Annotated in this window: 12 protein-coding genes; 7 read left to right on the forward strand and 5 right to left on the reverse strand. The window is 70.2% G+C overall.

What is annotated here, in order from left to right; translation table 11 throughout:
- Positions 1-190: 190 nt before the first annotated feature.
- Positions 191-1789: a Na+/H+ antiporter gene (locus tag AB0F04_RS11180; RefSeq protein ID WP_362040061.1), complete on the reverse strand. Its 1599-nt coding sequence runs from the start codon at positions 1787-1789 to the stop codon at positions 191-193.
- 62 nt (positions 1790-1851) lie between these two features.
- On the opposite strand from AB0F04_RS11180, the gene AB0F04_RS11185 reads away from it, so the two are divergent.
- From AB0F04_RS11185 to AB0F04_RS11195, 3 genes are all read left to right on the forward strand, one after another.
- Positions 1852-2112 (forward strand): UBP-type zinc finger domain-containing protein, encoded by a 261-nt coding sequence (locus AB0F04_RS11185; RefSeq protein WP_053672413.1) that lies wholly within the window; start codon positions 1852-1854, stop codon positions 2110-2112.
- Between the two features lie 260 nt (positions 2113-2372).
- Complete coding sequence (locus AB0F04_RS11190; protein WP_003992877.1) at positions 2373-2786, forward strand: hypothetical protein; 414 nt, start codon at positions 2373-2375, stop codon at positions 2784-2786.
- A gap of 17 nt (positions 2787-2803) precedes the next feature.
- Positions 2804-3940, forward strand: coding sequence for an RNA polymerase sigma factor SigF (locus AB0F04_RS11195; RefSeq protein WP_362040063.1), 1137 nt, complete (start codon positions 2804-2806; stop codon positions 3938-3940).
- 3 nt (positions 3941-3943) lie between these two features.
- Here the strand turns inward: AB0F04_RS11195 and AB0F04_RS11200 are convergent, their stop codons facing one another.
- Positions 3944-4393 carry a hypothetical protein gene (locus AB0F04_RS11200; protein WP_362040066.1) on the reverse strand — a complete coding sequence of 150 codons (450 nt, stop codon included), beginning with the start codon at positions 4391-4393 and terminating at the stop codon, positions 3944-3946.
- A gap of 116 nt (positions 4394-4509) precedes the next feature.
- On the opposite strand from AB0F04_RS11200, the gene AB0F04_RS11205 reads away from it, so the two are divergent.
- Together AB0F04_RS11205 and AB0F04_RS11210 are read left to right on the forward strand one after the other, a co-directional pair.
- Positions 4510-5478: a diacylglycerol kinase family protein gene (locus AB0F04_RS11205; protein ID WP_053672412.1), complete on the forward strand. Its 969-nt coding sequence runs from the start codon at positions 4510-4512 to the stop codon at positions 5476-5478.
- Positions 5479-5797: 319 nt separating this feature from the next.
- A complete protein-coding gene (locus AB0F04_RS11210; RefSeq protein ID WP_016639615.1) occupies positions 5798-6055 on the forward strand; it encodes a WhiB family transcriptional regulator in 258 nt (85 codons plus the stop codon).
- Between the two features lie 285 nt (positions 6056-6340).
- On the opposite strand, the gene AB0F04_RS11215 is transcribed toward AB0F04_RS11210, so the two are convergent.
- Both AB0F04_RS11215 and AB0F04_RS11220 read right to left on the reverse strand, forming a co-directional pair.
- Positions 6341-7807: a PAS domain-containing sensor histidine kinase gene (locus AB0F04_RS11215; RefSeq protein WP_362040803.1), complete on the reverse strand. Its 1467-nt coding sequence runs from the start codon at positions 7805-7807 to the stop codon at positions 6341-6343.
- A gap of 352 nt (positions 7808-8159) precedes the next feature.
- Entirely contained in the window at positions 8160-8849 is a 690-nt protein-coding gene (locus tag AB0F04_RS11220; RefSeq protein ID WP_362040067.1) for a TetR/AcrR family transcriptional regulator, read from the reverse strand.
- Between the two features lie 97 nt (positions 8850-8946).
- Between AB0F04_RS11220 and AB0F04_RS11225 the strand changes: the two genes are divergently transcribed.
- The gene (locus AB0F04_RS11225; protein WP_362040069.1) at positions 8947-9699 is read left to right on the forward strand and encodes an SDR family oxidoreductase; all 753 of its coding nucleotides are present in this window, start codon (positions 8947-8949) and stop codon (positions 9697-9699) included.
- Between the two features lie 45 nt (positions 9700-9744).
- Here the strand turns inward: AB0F04_RS11225 and AB0F04_RS11230 are convergent, their stop codons facing one another.
- On the reverse strand, positions 9745-10818 hold the full coding sequence (locus AB0F04_RS11230; RefSeq protein WP_362040071.1) for an SIS domain-containing protein: 1074 nt from the start codon (positions 10816-10818) through the stop codon (positions 9745-9747).
- Positions 10819-11096: 278 nt separating this feature from the next.
- Between AB0F04_RS11230 and nagB the strand changes: the two genes are divergently transcribed.
- Positions 11097-11882, forward strand: a complete 786-nt coding sequence (nagB, locus tag AB0F04_RS11235; RefSeq protein WP_362040073.1) for a glucosamine-6-phosphate deaminase — start codon at positions 11097-11099, stop codon at positions 11880-11882.
- Positions 11883-12029 lie beyond the last annotated feature (147 nt).

Here is a 12029-nt window from a genome sequence, read left to right on the forward strand (position 1 = left end):
GCCGCTGCCACTGGGGCGCCGCTTCCCCTCCAGGCGCCCCATCCCCTTGAGGCGCCCCATCCCCGTTGAGGCGCTCCTTTCCCTTGAGGCGCCGCTTCCCCTTTGCCCCCTCTCCTCGAAGTGCCGCTCTGCCGCTCCGCTCTTGCCGTGAGGGCGGTTGTCCGTCTCTCCCTGCGGCGACGGCCCGCCGTCACGCCGCCTCCCGGAACGCCGCCGCCTCTTCCAGGTCCAGCCTGCGCAGCAGGGTCCGCAGCATCTCGTCGTCGATGTAACGGCCGTCCCGGAGCCTGACGAACACCTCGCGCTCGGCGCTGATCATCTCGCGCGACAGCCGGCGGTAGGTGTCGTCGACGGATTCCCCCGTGACCGGGTTGGCCTGGCCGAGCCGCTCCCAGACGGCGTTGCGGCGGCGCTCCAGCACGATGCGCAGCCGGTCGGCGAGCGGGGCGGGCAGGGCGTTGCGCTCGTCGGCGAGGAGTTCGTCCAGGCGCCGTTCGGCGGCCCGGGAGGCCTGTGCCTGGGCGTTGGCCTCGGCCAGCGTCTCGGTCTGGGCGTCCCGCCCGGGGAACTTCAGCACCCGGATGAGCGGCGGCAGGGTCAGGCCCTGCACCACCAGGGTCCCGATGACCGTCGTGAAGGTCAGGAAGAGGATGAGGTTGCGCTGCGGGAAGGGCTCCTCCCCGCCGTGCAGGGTGAGCGGGATGGAGAAGGCGATGGCCAGCGAGACGACCCCCCGCATTCCGGCCCACGCGATCACGAACGGCCCCTTCCATGTCGGGTTCTCTTCCCGTTCGCGCACTCGGGCCGACAGCAGCCGGGGCAGGAAGGTGGCGGGATACACCCAGACGAACCGGGTGGCGACGACGACCAGGAACACGGCGATCGCGTACCAGGCGGCGTCGACACCCTCGTACTCCCCGAGTCCCCTCAGCACCACCGGCAGCTGGAGGCCGATCAGCGCGAACACGGCTGATTCCAGGACGAAGGCGACCATCTTCCAGACCGCCTCCTCCTGCAGACGGGTCGCGAAATCGACCTCCCATGCGCGGTGTCCCAGGTAGAGCGCGACGACCACGACCGCGAGGACGCCGGAGGCGTGGAGCTGCTCGGCGACGGCGTACGCGACGAAGGGGATCAGCAGGGACAGCGTGTTCTGCAGCAGCGCCTCCTTCAGGTGCGTGCGCAGCCAGTGGATCGGCGCCATCAGCAGCAGGCCCACCACGACACCGCCGACCGCCGCGAGCAGGAACTCGCCGATGCCCCCGGCCCAGGTCGCGCCCTCGCCGACGGCGGCGGCCAGGGCCACCCGGTAGGCGGTGATCGCGGTGGCGTCGTTCAGCAGGGACTCGCCCTGGAGGATCGTGGTGATCCGTGACGGCAGCCCCACCCGGCGGGCGACCGCCGTGGCCGCGACGGCGTCCGGGGGCGCCACCACCGCGCCGAAGACCAAGGCAGCGGTGAGCGGTATCCCCGGCACGATCACGTACAGGGCCCAGCCGACGACGAAGGTCGCGAACAGCACGTACCCGACGGACAGCATCGCGACCGGCCGCAGCTGCGCCCGCAGGTCGAGGTAGGAGCTGTCGGTCGCGGCCGTGTGCAGCAGCGGGGGCAGGATGAGCGGCAGGACGACGTGCGGGTCGAGCGTGTACTCGGGTACCCCCGGAACGTAGCTGACGGCCAGCGCCACGGCCACCAGCAGCAGCGGCGCCGGCACCGGGGTCCGCCGCGCGGCCGCGGCTGTCGCGGCACTGCCCGCCACGAGCAGCAGCAGTGGCATCACGTCCATCGTTCTCGCCCGCCCTCAATTTTCGACACGGTCTTCCGCCCGACCGTCGTAACCTGGCAATCATGAAACAGTGCACGCATGCCGACGCGCTGCCGCATCCCGAACCCGGCCCGCTCAGCGAGACGTGTCCGGAGTGCTTGGCCGAGGGCATGGATCCGGTGCAACTGCGGCTGTGCCTCAGCTGCGGTCACGTCGGCTGCTGCGACTCGTCGCCGGGACGGCATGCGGCGGAGCACCACAAGGAGTCCGGTCACCCGGTGATGCGGACCCACGAACCCGGAGAGACCTGGCGCTGGTGCTTCGTCGACCACGTCCTGGTGTGACGCGACAGGGCCCCGGCGGCGGACGGTTCGACCGTCTGACGTCTGGGTACGTCAACCCGGCGCGCGCTCTTCCCATTTGGGCCCGCCCAACCCCTAGACACGGAGCGTATCCACAGGTTTACTGTGAGTAACGACAAGGGGTTGGGGTCCCGGGGACAGGACCGTCGAGAGCGCGGTAGCGTCACCGCTGAACCACGTATCGCGTTATCCCGAGGGGCGACCCTCGGCCCTGAAACGCTTGTACCACCATGGAGGTGAGGGTGTCCCAGATCGCAGGCGAGCCCGCGACGCAGGACTTCGTGGAAGTCCGGCTGCCGGCCGCGGGGGCCTACCTGTCGGTGCTGCGTACGGCCACGGCCGGTCTCGCGGCCCGTTTGGACTTCACCCTCGACGAGATCGAGGACCTGCGCATCGCGGTGGACGAGGCCTGCGCGATCCTGCTTCAGCAGGCCGTGCCCGGCTCGGTGCTCAGTTGTGTCTTCCGCCTCGTCGACGACTCACTCGAGGTCACCGTCTCGGCGCCGACCACGGATGGTCATGCCCCTTCGCGGGACACCTTCGCCTGGACCGTCCTGTCCGCGCTGGCGGGCAAGGTCTCCTCCGCCGTGGACAAGGACAAAACCGTTTCGATCAGCCTCTACAAACAGCGCGGCGCGGGACCCGGGCCGGCGTGAGGAGCGAGGACGGGCCGGTGCGGGACGAAGAGCGCGGCACACGAGAGCTGCCGGCCGAGGGCACGGGCACGAGCGGCCCGGCCGGTGCCCGGCGCATGGCGGACGGCATCGACGGCATCCCCGAGCAGGCCCGCCCGCATCCCGAGGACGACTCCGCGGGGGCCGTCCTCCCGGGCGGCGGGCGGCTGGACCGGGACGGTGCCGTGCCGAGCGCGTCTGCGGGCGAGGGGATCGCCGTACCCCCGGCCCAGGGGGGTCCCCCCACTCCCGCGAAGTCGAGAGTGGCGGAGGAGGCGAGGGCTCGGGGAAGGGCGACGGGCGGGACGATGAGCGAGCACGAGCGACACTCCGAGGATCAGACGCCGCGCGCGCATCACGCACCGGGCGCGCAGCACGGCTCGCCGGACCGCAGTGGGGCGCGCGAGATGTTCCTCAAGCTGCGCACGCTGAGCAGCGGCAGTCCCGAGTACGCGGAGCTGCGCAACCAGCTGGTCCGGATGCATCTGCCGCTCGTGGAGCATCTCGCCCGCCGCTTCCGAAACCGGGGCGAGCCGCTGGACGACCTCACGCAGGTCGCCACGATCGGGCTGATCAAGTCGGTCGACCGTTTCGACCCGGACCGCGGCGTGGAGTTCTCGACGTACGCGACTCCGACGGTCGTCGGCGAGATCAAGCGGCACTTCCGCGACAAGGGCTGGGCGGTGCGCGTCCCGCGCCGGCTGCAGGAGCTGCGCCTGGCGCTGACCACGGCCACGGCCGAGCTCTCGCAGCTGCACGGCCGCTCCCCCACGGTTCACGAGCTCGCCGAGAAGCTGGCGATCTCCGAGGAGGAGGTCCTGGAGGGGCTGGAGTCCGCCAACGCGTACTCCACGCTGTCCCTGGACGTCCCCGACACCGACGACGAGTCCCCGGCGGTCGCGGACACCCTCGGCGCCGAGGACGAGGCGCTGGAGGGCGTGGAGTACCGGGAGTCCCTCAAGCCGCTGCTGGAGGATCTCCCACCGCGCGAGAAGCGGATCCTGCTGCTGCGGTTCTTCGGCAACATGACGCAGTCGCAGATCGCGCAGGAGGTCGGCATCTCCCAGATGCACGTCTCCCGGCTGCTGGCGCGCACGCTGGCGCAGTTGCGGGAGAAGCTGCTCGTCGAGGAGTGACGGTTACTTCTCCGGGTTGCTGGTGCTGCCGGGCCCGCGGATCCCGAGGGCCCGGGTCGTCTCGGGGTTCACCAGCAGCACCAGCGACGCGACGGCCACGGCCGCGAGGGCGATCCCGCCCGGAATGGCCATGCTGTCGGCCTGCAGCAGGTTGTAGGCCACCGGCAGCGCCATCAGCTGCGTGATCACGGCCGGGCCGCGGCTCCAGCTGCGCAGGGCGAGCAGTCCGCGGGCCGCGAACAGCGGCAGCAGTGCGAGCACGACCAGCGTGATGCCACCGGTCACGGCCTGCTGCCGGTCGTCGGGATGCCCCGTGAGGCCGAGGACGAGGATCCAGACCCCGCCGACGACCAGAGCGAGGCCTTCCAGCGCGGCCAGCAGCGCGGCGTACGTCACACGCCGGGGGCGGGGGCCGGTGGTTTCCTCGGTGGTGGGGGTCTGCTCGCTGCTCACCCCTGAAGAGTAGCCCTCGTCGTACACGCCCCCCGAGGTGCCGTTCACCTCCGCTCTCTTACCCGATCCCTACCTCGGTATGGGCCCGGTACCACCCAGTAGGTACGCTGCCAGTCATGCGTGCACTCCTCGTGGTCAATCCGGCGGCAACCACCACAAGTGCGCGCACACGCGACGTACTGATCCATGCGCTCGCCAGCGAGATGAAGCTGGAGGCGGTGACCACCGAGTACCGGGGGCACGCCCGCGACCTCGGCCGGCAGGCGGCGGACAGCGACGACATCGACCTGGTGGTGGCCCTCGGCGGCGACGGCACGGTCAACGAGGTGGTCAACGGCCTGCTGCACGCCGGCCCCGCGCCGGGCCATCTGCCCGGCCTCGCCGTGGTCCCCGGCGGCTCCACCAATGTCTTCGCCCGCGCCCTGGGCCTGCCCAACGACGCCGTGGAGGCGACCGGCGCCCTGCTGGACGCCCTGCGCGACGGCAGCGAGCGAACCGTCGGCCTGGGTCTGACCTCGGGCACGCCGGGCACGGAGGACGAGTCGGTGCCGGCCCGCTGGTTCACCTTCAACGCGGGGCTCGGCTTCGACGCCGGTGTGGTGGGTCGTGTGGAGCAGCATCGAGAGCGGGGCCGGAAATCCACACACGCTCTCTACGTGCGCCAGGTGATGCGCCAGCTCCTGGGCGAGCCGAACCGCCGCAACGGGACGATCACCTTGGAACGGGCCGGCGAGGATCCGGTCACCGATCTGGTGCTGTCCATAGTCTCGAACACCTCGCCCTGGACGTTTCTGGGGAATCGCCCGATCTACGCGGCACCTAAAGCCTCGTTCGATACCGGCCTCGACCTCTTCGGTCTCAGCCGTCTCTCCACTGCGGCGGTTGCCCGGTATGGCACCCAGTTGCTCACTTCGTCCCCCGAGCGTGGACCCCATGGCAAGCACGCCACCTCTCTGCATGACTTGACAGAGTTCACCTTGCATTCGAAGGTCCCGCTCCCCCTCCAGATGGACGGTGACCACCTGGGGCTGCGGACCAGCGTGACGTTCACAGGCGTACGCCGTGCACTGCGTGTGATTGTGTGAGCAGAACTGGCTAAAGTCCTTTCACTCGAACGTTTAGGCCAGGATCCACCCCATGGAAGTACGGCTGTGACCTAGTCGACACCGAAGAATCAAAAAAAACTTTCCAGAAGGGGTTGTATCCGCCGCTGAGGTTTGCGAGTCTCTACGTGGCGATCGGGACGGCCCGCAAGACCGGCCTCCACTGATCACCAGAACCCCTCTCCAACTCACAGGACCTTCGTCAGGTAACCCTGATGGTCGGCCTTCACTTGTTGAGGGATTCGTGAAAGCGTTCACATTCACAAGCACCTGCACGTAATACCAAGGAGAGGTAGCAGCCATGGACTGGCGTCACAACGCCGTTTGCCGCGAGGAAGACCCCGAGCTCTTCTTCCCCATCGGCAACACCGGTCCTGCGCTGCTGCAGATCGAGGAAGCCAAGGCCGTCTGCCGTCGCTGCCCGGTTATGGAGCAGTGTCTGCAGTGGGCGCTCGAGTCCGGCCAGGACTCCGGCGTCTGGGGTGGTCTCAGCGAGGACGAGCGTCGTGCCATGAAGCGCCGCGCCGCCCGCAACCGGGCCCGTCAGGCCTCCGCCTGACAACCCACCCCTGCTGACAGCCTGAGCTTGGCGGCGCGTGTGCCTCACGGCATTACTCCGTAGACAGCGCGTACGCATCTCCCGCCCCCGAGCCGCAGCGCGCAGTTCCCCCGATGCGCTTAGTAAAGCAGCAACGAGCTTTAGCCCCGGGCCACTTGATGGCCCGGGGCTCATTGCTGTTCCGGGACCGCCGCGCGGGTTCCCGGATTCCGCTACTTCCGGGACCGCCGCGCGGGTTCTCGGATCCCGCTACTTCCGGGACCGCACCGGCGTTCTCGGATTCCGCTACTTCTGCGACCGCACCGGAATGTCGAGGATCACACGGGTGCCGCGCTCCGGCGCCGGGACCATGTCGAAGGTGCCGCCCAACTCGCCTTCCACCAGGGTCCGCACGATCTGCAGGCCGAGATTGCCGGCGGTGTGCGGATCAAAGCCGTCCGGCAGGCCGACCCCGTCGTCCTGGACCGTGACCAGCAGTCGGGCTTCCTTGGTCGTGCCACCGCGGACCGCCGACACCTCGACCGTGCCGGTGTCGCCCTCGCGGAAACCGTGTTCCAGCGCGTTCTGCAGGACCTCGGTCAGCACCATCGACAGCGGCGTGGCGACCTCGGCATCGAGGATGCCGAAGCGGCCGGTGCGCCGGCCCGTCACCTTGCCCGGGGAGATCTCCGCGACCATCGCCAGGACACGGTCGGCGATGTCGTCGAACTCCACGCGCTCGTCCAGGTTCTGGGAGAGCGTCTCGTGCACGATCGCAATCGATCCGACGCGCCGCACCGCCTCTTCGAGGGCCTCGCGCCCGCGGTCGGACTCGATGCGCCGGGCCTGGAGGCGCAGCAGGGCCGCCACCGTCTGGAGGTTGTTCTTGACGCGGTGGTGGATCTCCCGGATCGTCGCGTCCTTGGTGATCAACTCGCGTTCGCGCCGTCGCAGTTCGGTGACGTCCCGGAGCAGGACGAGGGAACCGATGCGGGTGCCCTTCGGCTTGAGGGGGATCGCGCGGAACTGGATGACCCCGTCACTGGCCTCGATCTCGAACTCGCGCGGCGCCCAGCCGCTGGCGACCTTGGCGAGCGCCTCGTCCACCGGACCCCGGGTCGGGGCGAGTTCGGCGGTGGTCCTGCCCAGGTGCTGGCCGACGAGGTCGGAGGCGAGGCCGAGCCGGTGGTAGGCGGACAGGGCGTTCGGGGAGGCGTACTGGACGATCGCGTCGGCGTCGAGCCGGATCAGACCGTCGCCCACGCGGGGCGAGGCGTCCATGTCGAGCTGCTGGTTGGCGAACGGGAAGGACCCGGCTGCGATCATCTGCGCCAGGTCGGAGGCGCTCTGCAGATAGGTGAGCTCCAGGCGGCTCGGGGTGCGCACGGTGAGGAGGTTGGTGTTGCGCGCGATGACTCCGAGGACGCGCCCCTCCCGCCGAACGGGGATCGACTCGACCCGGACGGGCACCTCCTCGCGCCACTCGGGGTCGCCCTCGCGCACGATGCGGCCCTCGTCGAGGGCGGCGTCCAGCAGCGGGCGGCGCCCGCGCGGGACCAGGTGGCCCACCATGTCGTCCTGGTACGAGGTCGGACCGGTGTTGGGCCGCATCTGGGCGACCGAGACGTACCGGGTGCCGTCGCTGGTGGGGACCCACAGGACCAGGTCGGCGAAGGAGAGGTCGGAGAGCAGCTGCCACTCCGACACCAGCAGGTGCAGCCACTCGAGATCGGTGTCGTCGAGGGCGGTGTGCTGGCGTACGAGTTCGTTCATGGAGGGCACGTGTGCGAGCGTACCCGGGGGTTCGTACGGCCCTGAAACACCCGCGGGCCGCGGCGCCTGAGAGGGACCCTCAACCCTCCCGGCACCGCAGCCCGGAGCAGCATCGGCCGTGGGGTGTGCGGTCCCGGTCGGCCGAAGGATGAGGAGCCGGGGCAGTCAGGGCAGAGAGCCTCGGTTCCTCGGTCCGCCTTCCTGTGCGGGGAAGACGGAGGCTGGTGCGCGTTGCACTCGCGCTCTCGTTACGCATTGTGGACTAGACCACTTGGGGGTGTCCATGCGTGGGAGGTTGTTCGTTGTTGTCATTTCCGCGACGCGTCGGACGCAGCGGAGTCCAGCAGGCAGCCTAACCCGTGTGGGTTCCTGTGCGGGGCCAGATGGACAGGGCAATTTCCGCGACCGCCTCCAGTTCCTCCCTGCTCGCCCCGTCGCGCGCCTGTTGTGACATGCCCTGGATCATCGCTCCGGTGTGACGGGCCAGTGCGGCGGCGTCGGTGGCGGGCGGCAGCACGCCGGCGGCGACGTCGGCCCTGATGCGGTTTTCGAACGCGGCGATGTTGGCGTTGCGGCGGTCCCGCAGCGACTGCTCCACCTCCGGGTTCGAGCAGTTCGCGGCGGCGTGGACGACGAGGCAGCCGTGCGGGTGGCCGGGTTCGGTGTACGCCGTGGCGGCTTCGCGCAGGGTGCGCTCCACGGCGGCCCGGGCGGTGGGCTCCTCGGTGAGGGCGCGCTCGGTGAAGGAGCCGTATCGCGTGCCGTACACCTGGACGACCTCTTCGAAGAGGGACCGCTTGTCGCCGAAGGCGGAGTAGAGGCTGGGGGCTCCGATGTCCATGACCCGGGTGAGGTCGGAGACGGACGTGGCTTCGTAGCCGTGCTCCCAGAAGGCCAGGAGGGCCTTCTCGAGTGCGGTTTCGCGATCGAAGGAGCGGGGGCGACCGCGGGGCCTGGTCCTGGCCTTGGCCGGACCGGCGGCCGTCGCATCCGTGGTGTCGGCCCCCTTCGGCGCCTTCGCGGTTCCGTCCTCGTTCACCATGGGGTGCATTTTATAGCGGGCACTAGAGAAATGAAGACCGGCTGCTGTACGGTCATTTCTGTAGCGACCGCTAGAAAAATGAGAAGGGGGCGCCGCCATGGGCGTGCTCACGGGCAGGACGGCACTCGTCACGGGGGCGAGCAGGGGCATCGGGCGAGGCATCGCCGAGCGGCTGGGGCGCGACGGCGCCCGGGTCGCGGTGCACTACGGCAGGAACGAGACGGCGGCGAAGGAAACGGTCGCGGCGATCGAGAGGGCCGGTGGCTCGGCGTTCGCACTGGGGGTGGAACTGGGCACACCCGGGGACGCCGAGGCGTTGTGGGAAGAGTTCGACCGGCATGCCGACGGGCTGGACATCCTGGTGAACAACGCGGCGATCGGCACTACGCGGCCCATCGATCGACTGGAGGAGCGGGAGTACGACGAGGTCTTCGCGGTGAACGTGAAGGCACCGTTCTTCATCCTCAAGCACGGCATGGCGCGCCTGCGGGACGGCGGCCGCGTCGTCAACATCTCGTCGGGGCTGGCCCGGACGGCGGCGATGCCCGACAACGTGGCGTACGCGATGACGAAGGGCGCGCTGGACGTCCTCTCACGGGACCTGTCCAAGGTGCTGGGGCACCGGGGCATCACGGTGAACTCGGTGGCCCCGGGGATCATAGACACGGACAACACGGCGGCCCTGCTGCACGGCAGTCCCGACGGCTGGGCGAAGGCCGCTGCACTGTCGGCGCTGGGCGGGGTGGGCCGGCCCGCCGAAGTCGCCGACGTGGTGGCCTTCCTGGTGTCGGACGGCGGGCGGTGGACAACGGGGAGTTGGGTGGACGTGACGGGGGGTTCGCTCACCTGACCGCGGCGGGGAGGGACGCGGGCGGGCCCCGCCCCTCCCTCGCCCTCAGCGGGTCTCCGTCACCTTCGCCAGTGCCCGGGGCGCGTCCGGGTCCTGGCCCCGGGCGATGGTGACCTCGTAGGCCAGGAGCTGGAGGGGGATGATCTCCAGCACGGGCTGGACCTCCTCCGCCACGCCGTCGGTGGGCAGCACGAAGCCGGCCGAGGCCTGCTCCACCTGGTGCCGGGGCCCGATGACGACGAGGTCGGCGCCGCGGCCGCGCAGCCGGTCCAGGACGGGCTGGAGGGCTTCGCCGCCCTTGCCGTCGGTGACCACGGCGATGACCGGGGAGACGTTGTCGACCATGGCGAGCGGTCCGTGCAGCAGGTCCGCGCCGGAATAGGAGAGGGCGGGGATGTAGCTGGTCTCCATCAGCTTGAGGGCGGCCTCCTTGGCCGTGGGGTAGCCGTAACCGCGAGAGGTGATCACCATGCGCTCGGCGAAGCGGTAGCGGGCGGCGAGCGTGCGCACCTCCCCCTGGCGGGCGAGCAGTTGCCCGGCGAGCTCCGGCAGCACCCGCGCAGGAGCGCCGTCGCCGCCCCGCAGGCCCTCGACGAAGAGGTAGAGCGCGAGAAGGGAGGCCGTGTACGTCTTGGTCGCGGGGAGGGCCTTCTCGGGCCCGGCCATGATGTCGATGTGGTACTCGGAGACACCGGCGAGCGGTGAGTCCGGGTTGTTGGTGACGGCCAGCGTGATGGCGCCCGCCTCACGGGCGGCCCGGGTCGAGGCGACCAGGTCGGGGGAGCCACCGGACTGACTGACGGTGACGACCAGGACGTCCGTGAGGTCGGGCCGGGCGCCGTAGGCCGTGGTGGTGGACATCGAGGTGAGTCCGCAGGGCAGGCCGAGCCGGATCTCCAGGAGGTACTTGGCGTACAGGGCGGCGTTGTCGGAAGTGCCGCGGGCGGTCAGCAGGACGAAGCGGGGCGTGCGGGCGGCGATCCGCCGGGCCACGTCCTGGATGGCGGGGGCGCCCTCGGACAGGATCCGGCGCAGGACGGCGGGCTGCTCCGCCATCTCACGGGCCATGGTCCGGCCCGGGAGTTCGCTGAGGGGGTCCGGTGCGGCTGCGGCGGTCATGGCGGGTTCCTTCCGGGGGCGGGGCGGGTGCAGACCCCATTCCACTCCCCCGGGTCGGACACCGCCCGCCCGGGATGCCCAGATCGCATGTCCGCACCCTGTGCAGCGGTGCTGTTCATCCTCTGGTGACCTGGTCGGCGCTGCAGCGCCATCCGCGCGGGAGCACCGGTACACACCCTGGGAGCGGCAGGACCGCTCTGTTAGATTGGTCTAAACCACAAGACCCCCTCCCGGGTCGGCTCCCAGTTGAGCAGTCCTCTCAGATCGGCAGGCCCAGCGTGGAAGTTGTCATCGTTCCGGACGCCAAGGCGGGCGGCGAGCTCATCGCCGAGGCCATGGCACAGCTGCTCCGGCGCAAGCCCGACGCCCTGCTCGGCGTGGCCACGGGCTCGACGCCCCTGCCTGTCTACGAGGCGCTGGCGGCGAAGGTGCGCTCCGGCGCGGTGGACGTCGGGCGGGCGCGGATCGCGCAGCTCGACGAGTACGTGGGGCTGCCCTCCGATCATCCGGAGTCGTACCGGTCGGTGCTGCGGCGGGAGGTGCTGGAGCCGCTCGGGATCGGGATGGAGCAGTTCACGGGCCCGGACGGCACGGCGGCGGACGTGCAGGGGGCGTGCGAGGCCTATGACAAGGTCCTGTCGGACGCGGGAGGTGTGGACCTTCAGCTGCTCGGCATCGGGACCGACGGACACATAGGTTTCAACGAGCCGTGCTCGTCGCTGGCGTCGCGGACACGGATCAAGACGCTGACCGAGCAGACCCGGATCGACAACGCGCGGTTCTTCGACGGCGACATCACCCAAGTGCCGCACCACGTGATCACGCAGGGCATCGGCACCATCCTGGAGGCGCGGCATCTGGTGCTGCTCGCCACCGGCGAGGGCAAGGCGGACGCGGTGGCGGCGACGGTGGAAGGGCCGATCGCCGCGGTGTGTCCCGCGTCAGCGCTCCAGCTCCACCCGCACGCGACGGTCGTCGTCGACGAGGCCGCCGCGTCGAAGCTGAAGCTGGCGGACTATTTCCGCCACACCTACGCCAACAAGCCGGACTGGCAGGGGATCTGAACCGACCGGCCAGGCAGGGGAGCTGAACCAGCCCGACGACAGGGGTCTCGGTGCAGTGACCCGCGGGATCGTTCCCTGGCGCGGCGGGAGTCCCGTGCCGCCGCGGCGTCGTGTGCGACACCGTGGCGGCAGCCCCGAGGAGAGAGC

The sequence above is a fragment of the Streptomyces sp. NPDC029041 genome, assembly GCF_040637515.1.
Classification (GTDB): Bacteria; Actinomycetota; Actinomycetes; order Streptomycetales; family Streptomycetaceae; genus Streptomyces.

Excerpts from the sequence above, each read along its gene's own strand:
- AB0F04_RS11185 (WP_053672413.1), top strand. The coding sequence starts at position 1,852 with ATGAAACAGTGCACGCATGCCGACGCGCTGCCGCATCCCGAACCCGGC.
- AB0F04_RS11205 (WP_053672412.1), top strand. The coding sequence starts at position 4,510 with ATGCGTGCACTCCTCGTGGTCAATCCGGCGGCAACCACCACAAGTGCG.
- AB0F04_RS11215 (WP_362040803.1), bottom strand. The coding sequence starts at position 7,807 with ATGAACGAACTCGTACGCCAGCACACCGCCCTCGACGACACCGATCTC.
- AB0F04_RS11180 (WP_362040061.1), bottom strand. The coding sequence starts at position 1,789 with ATGGACGTGATGCCACTGCTGCTGCTCGTGGCGGGCAGTGCCGCGACA.
- AB0F04_RS11210 (WP_016639615.1), top strand. The coding sequence starts at position 5,798 with ATGGACTGGCGTCACAACGCCGTTTGCCGCGAGGAAGACCCCGAGCTC.
- AB0F04_RS11230 (WP_362040071.1), bottom strand. The coding sequence starts at position 10,818 with ATGACCGCCGCAGCCGCACCGGACCCCCTCAGCGAACTCCCGGGCCGG.
- AB0F04_RS11220 (WP_362040067.1), bottom strand. The coding sequence starts at position 8,849 with ATGGTGAACGAGGACGGAACCGCGAAGGCGCCGAAGGGGGCCGACACC.
- AB0F04_RS11225 (WP_362040069.1), top strand. The coding sequence starts at position 8,947 with ATGGGCGTGCTCACGGGCAGGACGGCACTCGTCACGGGGGCGAGCAGG.